The following is an 18513-nucleotide window of genomic DNA, read 5'->3' on the forward strand; positions in this document are numbered from 1 at the left end:
CGGGCAAGTCGCCGGAGCGCTGCCCACACACTTGCATCTGCCGCCCGCTTGGCTTAGGTCCGGCGGACGGACAAACACGGCAGGTTTCCCATTAACAGAGATCAGAGAAGAGCGGCAAACGCGGGCGGCAAGCCAGGATCGGCGAGCCCCCTCGATCCCTATGTGCAACGGGCGCTGCAGCTGCACCAGGCCGGACGTCGGCAGGAGGCGGAGTCGCTTTACCGGCAGGTGCTGGGGCAGCACCATAATCATGCCGCCGCGCTGCATTTCCTCGGGCTCCTCCTGCACCAGACCGGTCGCAGCGAGGAAGGGCTGGATCTCATCGAGCAGTCGGTCACGCTGCAGCCCCAAAATGCCGATTTCCTCAACAACATGGGCACGGTGATGCGCGACCTCGGCCGCGTTGCCGCCGCCGTCGATTTCTTCCGCGGCGCGGTGGACATCCGCCCGGACCAACTCGCGGCGCGCGACAATCTCGGCTCGTCGCTGAAGCAGCTCGGCCAGTTCGATGGCGCTGAGGAGATCTATCGCGGCACGATCGGCCGCAACCCGTTCCATGTCCGCGCCCGCATCGGCCTTGCCGAAACGCTGCAGGAAGCCGGGCGGCTCGACGAGGCGATTGCGCTCTTCCGCGAGTCGCTGTCGATCCGGCCCAAGGATGCCGAGCTGCTCTACGGACTGGGCGTCGCCCTGATGGAGAAGGGCAAGCTCGCCGAGGCCGCCGATCTTGCCCGCCAGGCGGTGGCGATCGCTCCGGCGATGGCGAAAGCCTGGCTTCTGCTGACCCAGGTCAAGCGCCAGACAGAGCGCGACGCCGAGCTTGCCGGCATGGAGGCCGAGCACGCCAAGGCGCCGCAGGACAGCCTTGCGCGCATGCAGCTTTCCTTCGGCCTCGGCAAGGCCAATGACGATCTGAAGGATTATGGCCGCGCCTTCGACTATTTCGCCGAGGGCAATGCGATCCGCCGCAAGGGCATCGACTACGACCCGGTGAGAACGCGCGACGAGTTCGAAGCGATGAAGTCGGCCTTCGACAAGGCCTTCTTCGAAAAGCACAGGCCGAGCGACATTTCCGACGACACGCCGATCTTCGTCGTCGGCATGCCGCGTTCCGGCACGACGCTGGTCGAGCAGATCATCGCCAGCCATCCGCAGGTCTTTGGCGCGGGCGAGCTCAGCATCCTGAAGTCGGTCGTCGGCAAGCAGTTTCCGATGAGCATGCCGGGCGGTTTTCCCTCAGGGATAGCCGACATGCCGGACAAGGCCTTTGCCGAAGCCGGGCAGGCCTATATCGACATGCTGCATGCCCGGTATCCGGGCTTCCGCCATGTCACCGACAAGATGCCGGGCAACTTCCTGCTGGTCGGCTTCCTGCACATGATGCTGCCGAAGGCGAAGATCGTGCATTGCGCGCGCGACGCCGCGGCCACGTGCCTGTCGATCTTCAAAGTGCATTTCCGCGGCGACAGCCATCGTTACGGCTACGATCTCGGCGAGCTCGCCGATTTCCATAACCTCTACACCGATATCATGGCGCATTGGCACAAAGTTCTGCCCGGCGTCGTCCACGACGTCCGCTACGAGGATTTCGTCGCCGATCAGGAAGGCCAGACGCGGGCGCTGATGGCGCATCTCGGCCTGCCTTGGGACGACAAGGTGCTGGCGTTCCACGAGACCGACCGGCCGGTGCGCACGGCGTCGGCCGCGCAGGTGCGCCAGCCGATGTATCAGGGCTCGGTCGACCTGTGGAAGCGTTATGGGGAGCGGCTGAAGCCGCTGCTCGTCAAGCTCCAGAACGGATAGAGCCGGGTTGGACTGGTAGGCCGCTTGCTCTCAGCCATCGCAGGCCTGTGAGATTAGCCGCTGCCTCGCAACCTCGTCATTCCAGGGGGAAGCAGGAGCTCCGCTCCTGCTCCGCCCTGGATGAGGACCGAATCGGCTGTGCTCAAACCTCGATAAATGGCTGGAAGCCGCCGAAGATCATGCGCTTCCCGTCGAAGGGCATTGTCGACCAGTCCATCTTGAGACGTTCGTCGGCCATCACTTTCGCCATGACCGCGTCGCGGCTCTGCCTGGATTCGTAAACGACCCAGGCAAAGATGACGACTTCGTCGTCCTTCGCCTGCACGGCGCGCGGGAACGAGGTCAGTTCGCCATAGGGCACGTCGTCGCCGATGCATTCGACATAGGCGAGCGCGCCGTGCTCCTTCCAGACGGCGCCGGCATTCGCAGCCATTTTCTTGTAGTCATCAAGATTTGCCTTCGGCACGGCAAGCACGAAACCATCGACATAGGACATGGGTAAACTCCTTCGCTGAAAACGAGCGCCGGGCCGGCGGGGATACGACCCGGCGCGGGTGAGCGCGTCAGCCCTGGGATTGGCGGCCGACGCTTGCTCGCTGGGAAACCTATTTTACCGGCGCGTTCATCGCCCAGGCGACGCCGAAGGGATCCTTCACCTGGCCCCAGCGGTCGCCCCAGAACATTACCTGGAGGGGCGTGACGACTTCGCAGCCGGCGTCTACCGCGCGCTTCCACCAGGCATCGACGTCGTCACTACCGAGATGGAGTTGGAGCGTATAACCCTGCGCCGCCTGATGCGGATGGCCGTGCTCGGGATAGGCGTCGCCCAGCATGAGCGTCGAGCCGTTGACATAGAGATGGATATGCATGGTGCGGCCCTTGTCGTCCGGCGGATAGGCAAAGACTTCCTCGGCCCCGAAAGCCTTCTTGTAGAACTCGGCCGCCTTGATGGCGCCGTCGACCTGCAGATAGGGGGTCAATCCGCCAAGAACTTTGGCGCGGGGCGGGTTCTGGTCGGTCATTTCACGTGTTCCTCTTCACGGGTTGATTGGGCGTTGCGATCAAAAGACGGACGAGGCGACAGCAATCCTACACGGGCAGCGGAATTTTTTTAGCGGGCCGGGCCCGGACCGGCCGCGCAGCCGGTGAAGCCGATGACCGTCGCATGAACCCGTTGGTCACTTTCAAATGACGTCGGTCGAGAAGGTGGCTGTGCAGCGGCCGTTTCGCGTGTCGAGAATTTCCGGAAAACCGATGTCCTTGCGCAGGTCGGCCGGCAGCGAAAGCAGAATGCGCTCGCTGCGGTAGCGGGCGCGCGCCGTCGCATATTGGCTGGCGATGCGGCTGATGGATGACAAGATGGACATGATAAACTCTCCCTGGTTGGTGCCGTCAGCACCGTGTCGGCATCCCAAGGACGAGGAATGCTGCGGCAATCCGACAGGTCACCGGAATTTTTCATGCGCGCCCGGAAAGCCGGCCCGTATAGGCCGGCCCCCCGTATAGGCCGGCCTTGTCGTGGCTATCAGCGCTCCGTCGCGGCCACCGAGCGGAAGAACCCTTCCGGACTGTCGACTTCGGTCAGCCGCCGCTTCTCGATCAGCCAGAACCGGTTGCCGATCGCGCGGATGAAGGAGCGGTCGTGCGAGGCGAGCAGGCAGCTTGCCTGATGCTTCAGCAACTCGTCCTCCAGCGCTTCCTGGCCGTCAATGTCGAGGTGATTGGTCGGCTCGTCGAGGAGGTAGAAATTGGGGTTGAGGAGCCGCAGCACCAGCAACATCAGCCTCGACCGCTGTCCGCCCGACAACGCGGCAATCCTTTTCTCCTGCATCTCGATGGCGACGCCGGCGCCGGCGAGAAGCGAGCGGGCGCGCTGCTCGCCGATCTCGAAGCGGCGCGAGACCATCGCCAGCGGGGTGGCGTCGGCGCCGATGCCGGACAGAGCCTGGTCGCTGTAGCCGAGCACGGTCGACGGCGTCACCTTGACGCTTTCTTCCGACCCCGGTTCGGCGATGGCGGCGCGGATCATCGCAATGAAGCGCGATTTGCCGACACCGTTGCGGCCGAGCAGCACGATGCGGTCGCCTTGGCAGATATGGCGCTTGCCGGTCCTGAACAGCAGCGTGCCGTCGGGCGTTTCGACCGCCGGGTCGTCGAGCGTGATCAGCACCTTGGCGTGGGTGCCGCGGTTGGCCAATCGGATCGCGCCGGCCGAACGCTCGCGATGCGCTGCCACGGCTGCATCTTCCAGCCTTTCGGCCCGCTCCCTGAGCTGCTTGGTTTTGACCGTCAGCAGGTCGCTGCCGGAATTGATGCCGATGTTGTTGAGCTTGGCTGCCTGCCGGCGCAACTGCTGTGCGACCTTCATGTCGCGCTCGAACCGCCGCGCCGTCGAGGCGTCGACCTCGTCGAGCGCCTGCCGGGCGCGCGAATAGGGCAGCGAAAACACCGGCGATTCTTCCGGGCGCAGGAACAGCGTGCGGTTCGTGGTGGCGTCGAGAAAGGCGCGGTCGTGGCTGGCGATGATCACCGGCACATCGCGTGGCAGCGCGTTCAGCCAGGTTTCCAATTGGCTGATCCTGGCCAGGTCGAGATGGTTGGTCGGCTCGTCGAGCAGAAGCACGTCCGGGTCGGTGACCCAGACGCGGGCGATCAGCGCCAGCCTTTGCCAGCCGCCGCTCAAGGCCCGCATCGGCCTGTCGCGCATGTCCTCAGGCACATCGAGCGAATCCAGCACCACGTCGACGCGCCAAAGCTCGCTGCCAAGCTGCTCCGGCGGCAAGGCATCGGCAACCACCTGATGGAAGCTACGGTCGAGCAGCGCGTCGGGGACGGATTGCTCGACATGGCCGACGCACAAGCCGCGCGTCCGGGTGATATCGCCGCTCGTGGCGTCCAGCTCGCCGGCCAGGCATCTGAGCAGGGTGGATTTGCCACGGCCGTTCGCCGCGACGATGCCCAGCCGGTCGCCGGCACCGATGATGAGGTCGAGGTTGGAGAAGAGCGGCGCACTCATGGTGACGCCGAGGGATTTGAGGCTGATCAGGGCCATGTCGATTTCTCTGGTCTTGCCGGAGCCCGGCTCAATGCACTTTGACGGTGCGCCGGTAGGCCATCAGGCCGAGATCAGCGGCACCACGAAGGGCAGACCAAAAATCGAAGCGGGGGAAAATTCCCGGACCGTCCTGGTCAGCCCTGCAAGCAAGCTCGCAGGGCACAGACAGGGCCGCGCTGACGGTGGTGATCGATAGACACGCAGCCCTCCTTTCCAGATGTTCGAATTGGGAAACTGGGTACACCTCGGGAGGGGGACATGGCAAGGGGCGGCAGGACAGAGCGGAGCGCTGAAACTGCCGACCTCCCTCTTGTGGGCCCATTGTGGGGGAGATGTCCGGCAGGACAGAGCGCTGTCCCGCCGGCATGTCAACATCAATCTCTTCAGAAATCAGTGCCCCGGCCGCCCAGTCTTGCTCGGCCGGCGCTTTTGACGGCGCTCATCGGCTGGGTCTTCGTAAGAGCCGATGCCAGAGCGCTGGCGGACGATGGGTTTATCGTCGCGTTCCTTCGCGCCCCCCTCTGTCCTGCCGGACATCTCCCCCACAAGGGGGGAGATTGGCCGTGGCTTCGTAGGCACCGTTCCTTCGACGGGTTTTTCGGTACGGCGCACCGTCATCTCGTCGAGCGAGTTCTTGCGGAACAGCGACCCGGTGCGATCGCCCGGGATGCCGAAGTCGGAGCCATGCGCTTCCTGCGCCGACTGCTTCTTGAACAGCGAACGCGAGACCGCGCCAGCGGGTGTTGCCATATCGGTGCCCGGTCCCATGTCGTCGATCGAGGGCTTGGCGAAAAGAGGCTTCTTCACCGGCACCGCGCCGTCCGCGCCCATCTCATCGAGATCCGGCTTGCGGAACAGGCCCTTGCCGTCGTCATCGACGGTGCGGTGCACCGCACGTCCCTTGTTGTGCCTGCCTTTCTCGCGGCCGGAAACCGGGCTTTCCATGTCGGCGTAGCGGGCGAGCGGATCGTCCGAGATGGACAGCTCCATTTCGCGCAGCCGCTTGATCTCGTCGCGGATGCGGGCGGCCTTCTCGAAGTCGAGATTGGCGGCGGCATCGCGCATCTGCTTGTCCAGCGCCTCGAGATGGGTTTTCAGATTGTTGCCGATCATGGCGCCGGCATCGTCGGTGAACTGCGAGATGTCGGCGCGCACGTGATCCTTCTCGTAGACGGAGTCGAGGATGTCGGCGATGCGCGACTTGACCGATTCCGGCGTGATGCCGTTGGCCGCGTTCCACTCCATCTGCTTCTCGCGGCGGCGGTTGGTCTCCGCCATCGCCCGTTCCATCGAGCCGGTGATCTGGTCGGCGTAGAGGATGACCTTGCCGTCGACGTTGCGGGCGGCGCGGCCGATGGTCTGGATCAGCGAGGTTTCCGAACGAAGGAAACCTTCCTTGTCGGCATCGAGGATGGCGACGAAGCCGCATTCGGGAATGTCGAGGCCTTCGCGGAGCAGGTTGATGCCGACCAGCACGTCGAAGGCGCCGAGGCGCAGGTCGCGCAGGATCTCGATGCGCTCCAGCGTGTCGATATCGGAGTGCATGTAGCGGACTCGAATGCCGTTCTCATGCAGATATTCGGTGAGGTCTTCGGCCATGCGCTTGGTGAGAACCGTGACCAGCGTACGGTAGCCCAGCCTGGTCGTCTCACGGATTTCGCCGACGACATCGTCGACCTGGCTCTTGGCGGGGCGCACCTCGACCGGCGGGTCGATCAGGCCGGTCGGGCGGATGACCTGCTCGGCGAAGACGCCGCCGGACTGGTCGAGCTCCCAGCCGCCCGGCGTCGCCGAGACGGCGATCGACAGCGGGCGCATGGCGTCCCATTCCTCGAAGCGCAGCGGCCGGTTGTCCATGCAGGAGGGCAGGCGGAAGCCATACTCGGCCAGCGTCGCCTTGCGGCGGAAGTCGCCGCGATACATGCCGCCGATCTGCGGCACGGTGACGTGGCTTTCGTCGATGAAGATCAGCGCATTGTCCGGCACATATTCGAAGAGCGTCGGCGGCGGCTCGCCCGGCTGGCGACCGGTGAGATAGCGCGAATAATTCTCGATGCCGGCGCAGGAACCGGTCGCCTCGAGCATCTCGAGGTCGAAGCGCGTGCGCTGCTCGAGACGTTGCGCTTCAAGCAGACGGCCAGCCTTTTCAAGCTCTTGCAGGCGGTATTGCAGCTCTTCCTTGATCGACTTGATAGCCTGATTCAAGGTCGGCCGCGGCGTCACATAGTGCGAATTGGCGTAGATCTTGACGCTCTTCAGCTCGCCGGTCTTCTGGCCGGTCAGCGGATCGAATTCGGTGATCGCCTCGATCTCGTCGCCGAACATCGAGATGCGCCAGGCGCGGTCTTCGAGGTGGGCCGGAAAGATCTCGATCGTGTCGCCGCGGACGCGGAACGAGCCGCGCACGAAGTTGATGTCCTGGCGCTTGTATTGCTGGGCGACAAGGTCGGCGAGCAAGGCGCGCTGGTCGAGCCGGTCACCGACCTGCATCTGAAAGGTCATCGCCGTATAGGTCTCGACCGAGCCGATACCGTAGATGCAGGAGACCGAGGCGACGATAATGACGTCATCACGCTCCAGCAGCGAGCGCGTCGCCGAGTGGCGCATGCGATCGATCTGCTCGTTGATCGAGGATTCCTTCTCGATATAGGTGTCGGTGCGCGGGACGTAGGCTTCCGGCTGATAGTAGTCGTAATAGGAGACGAAATACTCGACCGCGTTTTCGGGGAAGAATTTCTTGAACTCGGCGTAGAGCTGCGCGGCCAGCGTCTTGTTCGGCGCCAGGATCAGGGCAGGGCGCTGCGTCTCCTCGATCACCTTGGCCATGGTGAAGGTCTTGCCCGAGCCGGTCACGCCGAGCAGCACCTGTGTGCGGTCGCTTTGCTCGACACCCTCGACAAGGTCCTTGATGGCGGTCGGCTGGTCGCCGGCGGGCTCGAAATCCGAGACCATCTTGATGGCGATGCCGCCTTCCGATTTTTCCGGCCGGGCAGGCCGGTGCGGCGTCCAAAGCTGGCCATCCTTGTGCAGCGGATTGCCGGATTCGATGAGTTTCGACAGCGCGGCGACGGTCGCGGTCACACCGCTCGAGGAAACCTGCTCGGCGTCCTCCAGGCTGATGTCGAGGCCGGCCACCGGGTTGAGGCCGGCGGCGGCGCGTTCTTTCGCCGATGCCGCGCCGCCCATCGAGGTGCCGCGCGCCGTGCGCCCGGGCGCAGCAGAGCGCTCGGGGACCTTCTTCGGCGCTTTAGCCTTCGGCTGCTTTTGCGCCTCGCGCTCGATCTGCCCGGCCCAATCGGAGATCGAGCCGGTGAGAGGCGCGCCGGAGAACTCGCTTTGCGGTGCTTCGGCGAAGCCGCCGCGCTCCAGGGGCTCGGCGGCGTCGAGGAATTCGGTCAGCGGACTGCGCCGTTTCGGCGCGCCCTCTTGCGCCGGCGAGGGCGTTTTCTTGTCGGTGCGTTTGGCCATTGCTCGAATATGGGAGGACTCGGCCGAAATGGAAAGAGCGGAGTGGAATGGCGGGTACGCGCTGCCGAGCCTGCTGACAGAAGGCTGTCAGGAGGCGTGTCGCACGCGCCGTTTCGTTTCAGTTGAACCACAGCGCGAAGGTCAGGAAGCCGGCGCCGCCGAACTCGCGCTGAATCTGATTGAAATCGTCGCTGGTGAGGATTTTTCCACTTTCGAGATAGGGCGCGATGGCCGGGCCGGTGATCGACAGGACGAGGTCGAAAGGTTTCGGCTCGTCGAAGAAGCGCTTCATGTTGATGCCTTTGCCGATGATGCGGAAATGCGGCAGCAGCACGCGGCCTTCAAGAAGGTCCTCTGCCATGGTCAGGGCGGCAAGCCATGCCTGCACTTGCGCCTCGCCGACCTCGAGGCCGGTGAGCGGGTTGACGCCCTTCTGCTGCGGTCCGGGCAGCCATTCGCGGTCATTGTCGGTTTCGGCGCGTATCGCTTTCCAGTCATCGCGCGAAAGCCGGATCATCTCCAGCAGGTGACTGCGCGCCGCCTTCCGGCGCTCCGGCTCGATCACCGGCCAGTTGACGAGATGCACCAGCGAGATGAAGTCGGCAAAGCGCCATTCCGAGGCGAAGATGCTGCCGCTCATGCCGCCATCCGGCGGGACCAGCGCGTCCTGCAACGGCAGTTTCGCGTGCGGAAACAGCATGTGGAAAGAGCCGTCGAACATGGCTTTGAAATCATGCGCCAGCCAGAAATCGGCCTGCGCCATCAGGAACTCGGCGTAACCTTGCAGCCAGAAGCCGTCGGCGCGGTCGAAGCGGAAGGCAAGCGAAGGGGCGGCATCGCTTGCGTCGACGCCGCCGCGTGACAGCGAGGCCATGATCGCGGCGATGCTTTCGTCCGGCGCGATGTTGCCGTCCTCGTTGAGATCGATGCCGGCATGGGCGAGGTCGACCACCATGCCGATATCGGCGTCGGCGGGCACCGAGCCCAGCGTGGCGGCGGATTTCTCCAGACGGTCGCGGAAAGCGATCAGGATGGCGCGGAACTTTTCATAGGTCAGCGGCTCGGGACTGGGATTGTCCGGCACGGGCAGCCGCATCAGCGGCAGCATGAAGGATTGCGGGCTCTCGAAACCGTGCCGATGCAGACGGCTGGCCAGGATTTCCAGCGCGGTAAAGAATTCGCCGGCGCCGGCGGCATAGGCCGATGCCGGATCGCCCGGTGCCGCCGCCTCCAGTGCCGCCAAGGCAGTATTCCGATCCGCTACGGTCTTCGCCTCGAACAGGGCGGCCGGGTCGGGGCTAGCCGCTTTGGCGTAAGCAAACGGCAGGAGCAGCAAGAGTGTGAGTGCCAAAAGGCCCGACAGTCGCTTCACGATGGATCCTCCCGTCCCAATCCCGCCAGCCACAATATACGGATTTGCGGCGCTTCGCCTGCAGCTTTCTCCTGTCGCGTAGACGGTCTACACACGATGGCAAACGGTTGGCATCGCGTGTCGAATTATCCGCTCTCCTACAAATTGTCGTGGCTGCCGCGTTTTCTGAAGCCGTCGCTTGGCGGCGACAGAAACGGTTTCGCGGCGCCGGCAGCGACGCTGATGGTGCCGGGGCCAACGCAAACTGTGCGGCTTGCCTTCATCGGCGACCTGTCGGCGGTCGCCAATCGCAGGGTGCCGGAATGCGACCCTGCGATCGCGGCGCTGCTCGCTTCGGCCGATCTCGTGGTCGGCAATTGCGAAAGCCCGATCGTCGAGCGGCCGAGCGCGGTGGCGGGCACGCGGCTTGGCACGCATCACGCGATGAGCGAACGCTTCCTGGCGGATTCGCTGGCAGCCGTCGGCATTGCCCGTGACAGTCTCGTGCTGTCGCTCGCCAACAATCATGTCCTCGACCAGGGCGTTGCCGGCTTCGACGAGACGGTCGCGGCGCTGAAGCGGCTCGGCATCCGCACCATCGGCACCGCGGCCGGCGGCCCGGTCCAACACCAGGCCGCCGGGTCGCTGACGATCGGCTTCGCCGCGTTCACGCTTTGGCGCAACGCTGACGAGGCCGAATTTCGGGCGCGGATTTCCATGGCGGGCGATCCGGCCGAATGGCCGCTCGGGATCCTCGCGGACGTCGACTTGCTCTGTGCGGTGCCGCATTGGGACTGGGAGTTCCGACATTTTCCGAGACCTGCGACGCGGGCACTGGCGCGACGGCTGGCGGGTCGCGGCGTCCGGCTGATTGCCGGCCACCACGCCCATGTCGTACAGCCGCTCGAGCGCATCGGCGATGCGCTCGTCGCCTACGGTCTTGGCGACTTCCTCGGCACGGCTTTTGCCAGGCAGCCATGGCCCGGCCGCATCGGTTCGATCCTGGTCGTCGACGTCCGCACGGACGCAGCCGCGCGAGGCAAGATTGCCGCTTACAAACTGCATTTCTTCATGCGCCTCGCCAAAGCCGGCCATGAGCAGCTGGTGCCGGTGGAGGCGCTGAAGGAGGAATTGTTGAAGCGGAAGGTTACCGAACGCCTGAGCGCGATCTTTTCCGGCTGACAGCCGACAGCTGACCGGGCCGACTGGCCGCGGCGAGCTTGCCGCAAAGGCAGCTGTATGCCTTGGATGCAGTTCAGCAGTCGAAGCCGTATTGGGTGCGCATGTAATCCGCTTCTTCCTTGGACATTTTCTTGAACATCACGCAGACGGTGAAGCTGCCGACCTGATGGCCGTCCCTGGTGTATCCCCAGTCGGAGATATCGTCCTTGGAGAATTCGATGTTCTGGCCGAATACCACGTTGCGGACGAGTTTAGGCTCGTTCGCCAATATGCCGACAAAGCCGGTGGCGGTCCGCTTGAAGGGGATGACCCAGAAATGCTCCGTCGCATGTCCGTCGACCACCATGACCTTCAGCTTGAACCTGCCGGTTCCCGGCGGCGGCGCGTCGGACAAAGCCAGGAAGTCGTCCAGGCTGGATCGTACCTTTGCAATCGCCGCCGCCATTTCGGCATCGTCCGGGGCTACCATCACCGTTTTGTCGTCACCCTGATCGGTGTCCTGCGCTCGAACAGGCAAGGGCGCGAGTGCGAGTAACAAGCTTAGTGTGGCGCGAACGGCAAAGGTCATGAAGCCCCCCAACTCCAGGTAGGCGCTCATCTTCCCGCATCGTGCCGGCATTATCAATCAGGCACTGCATTGTTCCGACGCGCCAGCGGCGGCCTTCGTCTGCAGCGTTCCGGTACCCCTATGGTTTTGCCGGGTGGTCAGTCTATCCGTCACGAGCGGATGGTAACGGGAACGGAAGCGCTCTCGGTCGTCAAAGAGTCGAAAGCGCCGAGCGCCGGAGAGGACAGGACATGCGAATGAAACTTGGTGCCACGGCGATGATCCCGGCGAGGATGCAGACGTGACCTTGCCCGGCGGCAAGACGGCCAGGGTGCGGCTCGACCGCAACGACTTCGCCACTTTCTCCGGCGGCAGGTTTTCCTTTGTTCATCCGAGCAGCATTTCCGTCACCAAGACGGATCTCGGCGAGAGCATCACCCAATACCTCGCTGCCTCGGCCCTCGGCACCGTCGTCGTGGTGCAGGAATACGGCAAGATGAATCCGGTGTCGCTCAATCAGCTGATGCTGCAGGAGATGACCAAGGAGTCGGTTCAGGCGGGCGGCACGCCGATACAGGAGCCGACGACCCGCAAGCTCGCCGACGGCAAGCAGTTGACCGGCATCAAAGCCACGGTGAAGACGCGTACCGACAAGGCCGATCTCGAGATCGTCGGCTTCGGTCTTGCCGATCAGGGGCTGCTGTTCATCACGCGCATCGGCGATCAGGACACCGCAACCGAGCAACCGATGATCGACAAATTCTGGCAGACGCTGAAGGTCAAACTGTAAGGCGCGCTGATATTCAAGTGCCTGGAATACCGGTTTCGTGCGCTTCCGGTGCTGGATTACAGCCCGCTCGGCACCAGTCCCGCCAGCCAGTTCGCCGATCGCTTTGCCATGTCCACCGTCGCGTTGGCCGCGCGGCCGAGATCGGTCTTGACCACGGCATAACCAGCCTTGGTGCGATAGAGCACGGCGCTGCCGCCGTCGACCGCGGCCTCGAAGGCAACAGGCCGCGCGGCTTCCGTCTCGCTGGCCGTCACCGTCGTGCCGACCGGGACGCTCGGCCGACGGCTGAGCTCGGGCGGCAATGGGGCAATGGGTTCGGCGACGCGGTTCGGCGGCCTCAGCTCCGGCCTTGACGCTTTGGCTGCGAGCTCCGAAGTCGATGCCGACCCTTTGGTGCGGCAGATGCCGGAAACCAGCGGATAATTGAAATTGCGCTGATGCAGCATCTGGCTCTTCATCGCCGCTTCGCAGTCGGCAATCGTCGCCCATTTGGCGGGAGTCTCGCCGATATACTCGCAGAGCTTGGCGTCGCAGTCGCAGCCGACAATGGTCATGGCGACAAGGGCGGTCTTGATCACGGTCTTGTCCCTTTGAACTTCGTTCCCAGGCGATCAATCGCCGGGGAACAAGGCGGGATTTGGCCGCGATTGTGAATTGAGAGTGTCGGCGCGTTGCTTGGCTTGCGACTGTGGCGGGGAAGCATCAGTGGCAGATGCTGGGGAGGTGCAGGACGCTGGGAAAAGGGCCGGTGAAAGGGGCAGCCCAAGAAACAGTCGGCGCTGGGATTGCTCCCAGCGCCTCCCTGTCAGATCAGGAACCGGTTACGGCAGCAACTTCCGTAAAGTCGTCGCGCCAGGCCGGCCTTGATTTTGACGGTCCTGCCAGTCGCCACCCGAAGGCAGCGTCCGTTCCAGACCACGCCGATCTCCGCCCTTGCGGGCTTTGCCGGCGCACCATCGAAGGTTTCACCCGCCTTCATGGCAGCATCGGTCCGCCGTCGGCGTTCGCACGCTTTCCGCGGCACCCGTAGGTCTCGGCATCCGTCCCTCCAGCAGGCGAACCTGCTCTCGTTCTGGGCCGTACGGGCCTCAGGAAATCCGCCTTGCGCTTCTGCCTTTCGGCCGGGGCGTTCGGTAGCCGCCTGAGATGGGTTCAATGTATGCCGGGTAAGGAATTTGCGGAATAGACGCGGACCTGTGGATAGCGGGATTATCGGGGACCGATGCGACAAGTCTCGGAATTTGCGGGCCGAACGCCTTAGACAGCCTGTCCCCATTTTCCGCGGTCCTTTCGACGATGAGCCTTGCCCCGCCAGTCGGCCCGCGTTTGAATGCCGGCAAAGTGCTGTGGCGCTGCATCAGCCGAGTCGCCTTGCGCTTCCACGCAATATGCCTCGGGGGAGATCAGGTTGAAGGTCGGGGTGGTTCTCAATCCGATAGCGGGAGGGGGCAAGCTCAAGCGGCATTGGTCCGAAGCCGCCGCATCGCTCAAGAGGCATTTCGGAGATTTCGAGCTGCGCGAGACGCAGACCAGCGGCGACGCCGAGCGATTGGCAATCGACCTCGCGGCCAGCGGGTGCGATCTGGTGATCGCGGCCGGCGGCGACGGCACCGCCAGCGAGGTGGCGGACGGGCTGCTGCAGGCAGAGCATGAGACCGGCCGGACCAGCGCGCTCGGCCTTTTGCCCTGCGGCACCGGTATCGATTTCGCCAGAGGGCTCGGCCTGCCCGACGAAATCGAGGAAGCACTGGCGCGTATCGCCGGCGCCGGCGCGCGCAAGGTCGATGCCGGCCGCGTCTGCTACATCGACGACCACGGCGCGCTCGCCAGCCGTCACTTCATCAACATCGCCAGCCTCGGCCTCTCCGGCGCCACCGATCGCGCGGTCAATGCGGACAAGCGCAAGGGCAGGGTCTCGGCCAAAGCGCTTTTCTTCTGGCGCACAGTGCTGGAATTCATCCGCTATCGCTTCCAGGAGGTCAGGATCACCATAGACGACGGCGAGCCGGTCGAGGCGCGCATGGCGCTGGTGGCGGTAGCCAACGGGAAATTCTTCGGTGGCGGCATGATGATTGCGCCGGACGCCGATCTGTCCGACGGCCAGTTCGATGTCGTCATCCTGCGCGCCGCCGGCAAGCTTGGGCTGATCCGCGACATCCGTCTCCTCTATGGCGGGCGCCACCGCAACCATCCGGCGATCACCATCCTGCGCGGTCGCAAGGTGCTGGTCGAACCGCTAGGCGACGTTGAGAAGAACGGAGCGCTAGTCGACATAGACGGCGAGTCGCCAGGTCGGATTCCGGCAACTTTCGAGATATTGCCCGGCGCATTGACGCTCAGGTGTTGAATCGCCTGCCTGAAGGTTTGATTCCGCCGGTGTGATTAGGCGATTGAAATAGCTGGCTAAAGTTTTGGCGGATTACAGTTCGAGCTTGGCCGGGAAGCCTGGCGCGCGAAGCTCCGTGCCGACCGCATCCTCCAGAAGCTTGACGATCTGGGTCGACCAGGCGCCACCGCCATACTTCTGCCTGCCGACCTCGAAAATCTGGTTGACGAGTGGTGCCAGTTGCAGCGGCACGCGAAAATCCCTGGCCATGCCCAACGCGAAACCGAGATCCTTCAAAGCCAGGTCCATGGTGAAGCCGATGTCGTAGGAGCCGTTCAGGATGAGCTGGCTTTCGGTCTCGTGGACGAAGCTGTTGCCGGAAGACGCGACGATGGCGTGATAGGCCTGGGCGAGGTCGAGCCCGCCCTGGTTGGCGAGCATCAATGCCTCGCCGGCGGCGACCAGATGGATGAAGGCCAGCATGTTGGTGATGACCTTGATCACCGCCCCCGAGCCGACCGGTCCCATCAGGAACGATTTGGCGCACATTGCCTGAATCGCCGGCCGGTGGCGCTCGTAGAGCGCGGCGTCCCCTCCTACCAGCGCGGTGATCTTTCCTGCCGCCGCCAAGTGCACGCCGCCGGTGACCGGACATTCCAGCGTCTCGACACCTTTCGCCGAAGCAAGTGCGGCCAGCCGCAGGATCTCGTCGCGGCCATTGGTCGACATTTCGATCCAGGTGCCGCCGGCGGCCAGGCCGTCCAGCAATCCGTCAGAACCGGCGAGCACAGCTTCGCTCACTTTCGGCGAGGGCAGGCAGGTGATCGCATTTCCGGCGCGGGTCGCGGCATCCGCCGGGCTCGCCGCCGCCGTAGCGCCGAGCGCGACCAAACGCGCAACCGCCGCTGGGTCACGATCGAAAACGGCAACAGCGAAGCCGTGGCGCAGCAGGCTGGCGGCAAGGTTGCCGCCGAGATGACCAAGGCCGATGAAGGCGTAGGCGAGGCGCGCGGTCACGGCATCAGCGGCGTCTGCATCATCTGCAGATGCAGGTCCTTGCCGCTATAGGGGTGCGCCTCGCAGATTTCCTCGTTGAGCTCGACACCGAGGCCTGGCTCCTTCGACGGGATGACGTGGCCATCCTGCCATTCGATCTTCTTCTTGAGCAGCGTGGCGTGAAAACCGTCCCACTGCTTCAACGATTCCAGGATGAGGAAGTTGGGCAGAGTCACCGCAAGCTGGATGTTGGCGGCGCCGACGATCGGCCCGCAATAGCAATGCGGCGCGACCTGGATGTGGTAGGCCTCGGCCATGGCGGCGATCTTCTTGGTTTCGAGAATGCCGCCGGAGCGGCCGAGATCCGGCTGCAGGATGGTCGCGGCGCGGTTCTCGATGACGCGCGCGAATTCGAATTTTGTCGTCAGCCGCTCGCCGGTGGCGATAGGAATCGAGGTGCCGCGAGCGACCTGCGCCATCACCTCGGGCATGTCCGGCGGCACCGGCTCCTCGAACCACAGCGGATCGTAGGGCTCGATTGCACGGGCCATACGAAGCGCACCGGAGGCGGTGAACTGGCCATGGGTGCCGAACAGGATGTCCGCCCTGGTGCCGACCGCCTCGCGGATCGCCTTGATCATGCGCGCCGAGAGGTCGACGTCGATCAGGCGCGGCTGATGGCCGTCATAGGCCGTGTAGGGCCCGCCCGGGTCGAGCTTGACGGCGTTAAATCCCTGCTCGACATATTCCAGAGCGCAGGCGGCGGCCATGTCGGGATCGTTGTAGACGTTCTGGCCGCGGGCGTCTTCCGAATGGACGCTGCCGGTGTGCGGATAGAGATAGGTGTAGGAGCGCAGCGTCTCGTGCACCTGGCCGCCGAGCAGCTTGTAGACCGGCTTGCCGGCCTCCTTGCCGATGATGTCCCAGCAGGCCATTTCGAGTGCCGAAAAGCAGCCCATCCCGGAAACGTCGGGACGCTGGGTGAAGCCGGAGGAATAGACGCGGCGGAAGAGGTTCTCGACATCGTGCGCATCGCGCCCGATGAGGTAGCGCTCGGCCATATCCTCGATCATCTTGGCAGTGACATGCGCCGAGAAGGTGGCGTTGTAGGCCTCGCCATAGCCGACCACGCCGCCATCGGTGGTGAGCTTGACGAAGATGAAATACTTGCCGCCGATGCCGGGCGGCGGGTTGCCGACAACCCAGGTCTTGACGTCGGTGACTTTCATTTCTGATCCTCCAGAACCCGCTCGGCGCCTTTCCATCCGGTGAGGATTGCGGCGGCGTTGGTGTTGCCCGTGATGTTGTCGGGAAAGATCGATGCGTCGATCACACGCAAGCCCTCGAGCCCATGCACCCGAAGCCGGGGATCGACGACGGCGCGCGAAGCGTCCGGACCCATGCGACAGGTCGAGACGGGATGGTAGACGGTGCCCGAGCGCTTCCTGAAATCCTGAATCAGATCGGCATCGGAAGTAATTGACGGACCAGGCAAAACTTCTTCCTCGATGATCTCGGCCATTGCCGGCATCGAGGCGATCTTGCGCACGAACTTCACCGCCGCCAGCATCTCGTCGACATCGGCGTTGGTCGAATAGGCGTTCGCCGTGATCTTCGGATAGTCGCGCGGATCCTTCGAGCGGATCATGATCTCGCCGCAACTCGACGGCCGGCAATTGGAAAGTCCGATGGAGAAGCCCGGCCACGGATCGGGCGTCAGGATCGGGCGCTCGCCGCTCTTGGGGATGACGGTGGAGAAGGCCTGGAAATAGAGCTGCATGTTCGGCCGCGCCATCGACGGGTCGGTGCGGAAGAAACCGCCGGCATTGTTCATCGACAACGACAGCGGACCGGAACGCAGCAGGATGTATTGCATGCCCACCAGCAGCTTGCCCCACCATGGCCGCAGGATCTGGTTCAGCGTCGGCAGCTTGCCCTTGAAGGTGTAGTTGATGCCGACATGGTCTTGCAGGTTGGCCCCGACATTGTCGTTGGCGTGGACGACCGGGATGCCGAGATCGCCGAGCAGCGCCGACGGGCCCACACCGGAGAGCTGCAGCAGTTGCGGCGAGTTGACCGAGCCGCCGGAGAGGATCACCTCGCGGCCCGCGCGGACCCTCTTGGTTTCGCCGTTTTGCTGGTACTCGACGCCGACGGCGCGCTTGCCCTCGAACAGGATTTTCGTCGCCAGCGCGTTGGTCTCGACGCGCACATTGTTGCGCTTCATCGCCGGGCGCAGGAACGCGCGGGCGGCGGACATGCGGCGGCCGTTCCTGGTGGTGATCTGGTAGACGCCGACGCCCTCCTGGGAGGCGCCGTTAAAATCCGGATTTAACGGCAGTCCGGCCTGCTGGGCGGCCGCCAGATAGCGCTTGGTCAGCGGATGCACCGCATTCGAGCAATCGGTGATGTGCAAGGGGCCGCCGACCCCGCGCCATTGGTCGGCGCCGGCCTCGTTGTCCTCCAACGCTTTGAAAGCGGGGAGCAGGTCGTCATAGCTCCAGCCCGCATTGCCGGCGGCGGCCCAGGCATCGAAGTCCTCGCGCGCGCCGCGAATGAAGACCATGGCGTTGATCGAGCTCGAGCCGCCGAGCAGCTTGCCGCGCGGCCAGTGGTCGGCATTGTTGCCGAGGCCGGGATCGGGATCGGCCTTGTAGTTCCAGTTGACGGCCGGATCGAAGAAGGTCTTCCCGTAGCCGAGCGGCATCTGGACATAGAAACGGCGGTCGGTTCCGCCTGCCTCCAGCACCAGTACCGAAAAGCGGCTGGAAGCCGAGAGCCTTTCCGCGACCACCGAACCGGCCGAGCCGGAGCCGACGATGATGAAATCATAAGTCTGCATGATGCGCGGGCGGGCTCCGAGATCCGGGCTTAGCCTAGACATTGCCGGCTCACGTCGTCGCCGGGGCTTCCGGCATGGCTTGTGAAAAAAGCGACCGAGCCGCGACGCGTCCTTCGCCTTCAGCAAAGCTTGCGACATCGTGATGGCGTTGGT

The 18513-nt window shown here is 64.2% G+C and carries 15 protein-coding genes; 4 read left to right on the plus strand and 11 right to left on the minus strand.

Features of this window, described 5'->3' with window-relative positions; translation table 11 throughout:
• Positions 1-162: 162 nt before the first annotated feature.
• Positions 163-1803, plus strand: a complete 1641-nt coding sequence (locus A9K66_RS19080) for a sulfotransferase (RefSeq protein WP_067326601.1) — start codon at positions 163-165, stop codon at positions 1801-1803.
• A gap of 142 nt (positions 1804-1945) precedes the next feature.
• Here A9K66_RS19080 and A9K66_RS19085 read toward each other — a convergent pair whose 3' ends face one another.
• From A9K66_RS19085 to A9K66_RS19115, 6 genes are all read right to left on the minus strand, one after another.
• Positions 1946-2299 carry a DUF1428 family protein gene (locus A9K66_RS19085; RefSeq protein WP_067326604.1) on the minus strand — a complete coding sequence of 118 codons (354 nt, stop codon included), beginning with the start codon at positions 2297-2299 and terminating at the stop codon, positions 1946-1948.
• A 109-nt stretch (positions 2300-2408) separates the two neighbouring features.
• On the minus strand, positions 2409-2825 hold the full coding sequence (locus tag A9K66_RS19090) for a glyoxalase/bleomycin resistance/extradiol dioxygenase family protein (protein ID WP_066994423.1): 417 nt from the start codon (positions 2823-2825) through the stop codon (positions 2409-2411).
• 162 nt (positions 2826-2987) lie between these two features.
• A complete protein-coding gene (locus tag A9K66_RS19095; protein ID WP_067326607.1) occupies positions 2988-3170 on the minus strand; it encodes a hypothetical protein in 183 nt (60 codons plus the stop codon).
• A gap of 158 nt (positions 3171-3328) precedes the next feature.
• A complete protein-coding gene (locus A9K66_RS19100) occupies positions 3329-4855 on the minus strand; it encodes an ABC-F family ATP-binding cassette domain-containing protein (RefSeq protein WP_067326610.1) in 1527 nt (508 codons plus the stop codon).
• A gap of 393 nt (positions 4856-5248) precedes the next feature.
• Positions 5249-8326, minus strand: coding sequence for an excinuclease ABC subunit UvrB (gene uvrB / locus A9K66_RS19110; protein ID WP_067326616.1), 3078 nt, complete (start codon positions 8324-8326; stop codon positions 5249-5251).
• A gap of 118 nt (positions 8327-8444) precedes the next feature.
• Positions 8445-9698, minus strand: a complete 1254-nt coding sequence (locus A9K66_RS19115) for a hypothetical protein (RefSeq protein ID WP_067326620.1) — start codon at positions 9696-9698, stop codon at positions 8445-8447.
• A gap of 96 nt (positions 9699-9794) precedes the next feature.
• Between A9K66_RS19115 and A9K66_RS19120 the strand changes: the two genes are divergently transcribed.
• Entirely contained in the window at positions 9795-10859 is a 1065-nt protein-coding gene (locus A9K66_RS19120; protein WP_348626451.1) for a CapA family protein, read from the plus strand.
• 73 nt (positions 10860-10932) lie between these two features.
• Here A9K66_RS19120 and A9K66_RS19125 read toward each other — a convergent pair whose 3' ends face one another.
• Entirely contained in the window at positions 10933-11457 is a 525-nt protein-coding gene (locus A9K66_RS19125; protein ID WP_348626452.1) for a DUF2314 domain-containing protein, read from the minus strand.
• A 250-nt stretch (positions 11458-11707) separates the two neighbouring features.
• Between A9K66_RS19125 and A9K66_RS19130 the strand changes: the two genes are divergently transcribed.
• Complete coding sequence (locus tag A9K66_RS19130) at positions 11708-12196, plus strand: hypothetical protein (RefSeq protein WP_245307584.1); 489 nt, start codon at positions 11708-11710, stop codon at positions 12194-12196.
• Between the two features lie 56 nt (positions 12197-12252).
• Here A9K66_RS19130 and A9K66_RS19135 read toward each other — a convergent pair whose 3' ends face one another.
• Complete coding sequence (locus tag A9K66_RS19135; protein ID WP_067326623.1) at positions 12253-12774, minus strand: hypothetical protein; 522 nt, start codon at positions 12772-12774, stop codon at positions 12253-12255.
• Positions 12775-13604: 830 nt separating this feature from the next.
• Here A9K66_RS19135 and A9K66_RS19140 point away from each other — a divergent pair.
• Positions 13605-14543: a diacylglycerol kinase family protein gene (locus A9K66_RS19140; RefSeq protein ID WP_066994447.1), complete on the plus strand. Its 939-nt coding sequence runs from the start codon at positions 13605-13607 to the stop codon at positions 14541-14543.
• A gap of 72 nt (positions 14544-14615) precedes the next feature.
• Here A9K66_RS19140 and A9K66_RS19145 read toward each other — a convergent pair whose 3' ends face one another.
• Genes A9K66_RS19145 through A9K66_RS19155 form a run of 3 tightly spaced genes read right to left on the minus strand, consistent with a single transcriptional unit; the run spans position 14616 to position 18360 of the window.
• Entirely contained in the window at positions 14616-15539 is a 924-nt protein-coding gene (locus A9K66_RS19145; RefSeq protein ID WP_067326626.1) for an NAD(P)-dependent oxidoreductase, read from the minus strand.
• Positions 15536-16747 (minus strand): mandelate racemase/muconate lactonizing enzyme family protein, encoded by a 1212-nt coding sequence (locus tag A9K66_RS19150; RefSeq protein ID WP_067326629.1) that lies wholly within the window; start codon positions 16745-16747, stop codon positions 15536-15538. Before A9K66_RS19150 ends, A9K66_RS19145 begins: the two co-directional genes overlap by 4 nt.
• Positions 16744-18360, minus strand: coding sequence for a GMC family oxidoreductase N-terminal domain-containing protein (locus A9K66_RS19155; RefSeq protein ID WP_067326632.1), 1617 nt, complete (start codon positions 18358-18360; stop codon positions 16744-16746). Before A9K66_RS19155 ends, A9K66_RS19150 begins: the two co-directional genes overlap by 4 nt.
• Positions 18361-18513: the final 153 nt, after the last annotated feature.

Source organism: Mesorhizobium sp. AA23 (genome assembly GCF_001672435.1).
Classification (GTDB): Bacteria; Pseudomonadota; Alphaproteobacteria; order Rhizobiales; family Rhizobiaceae; genus Mesorhizobium.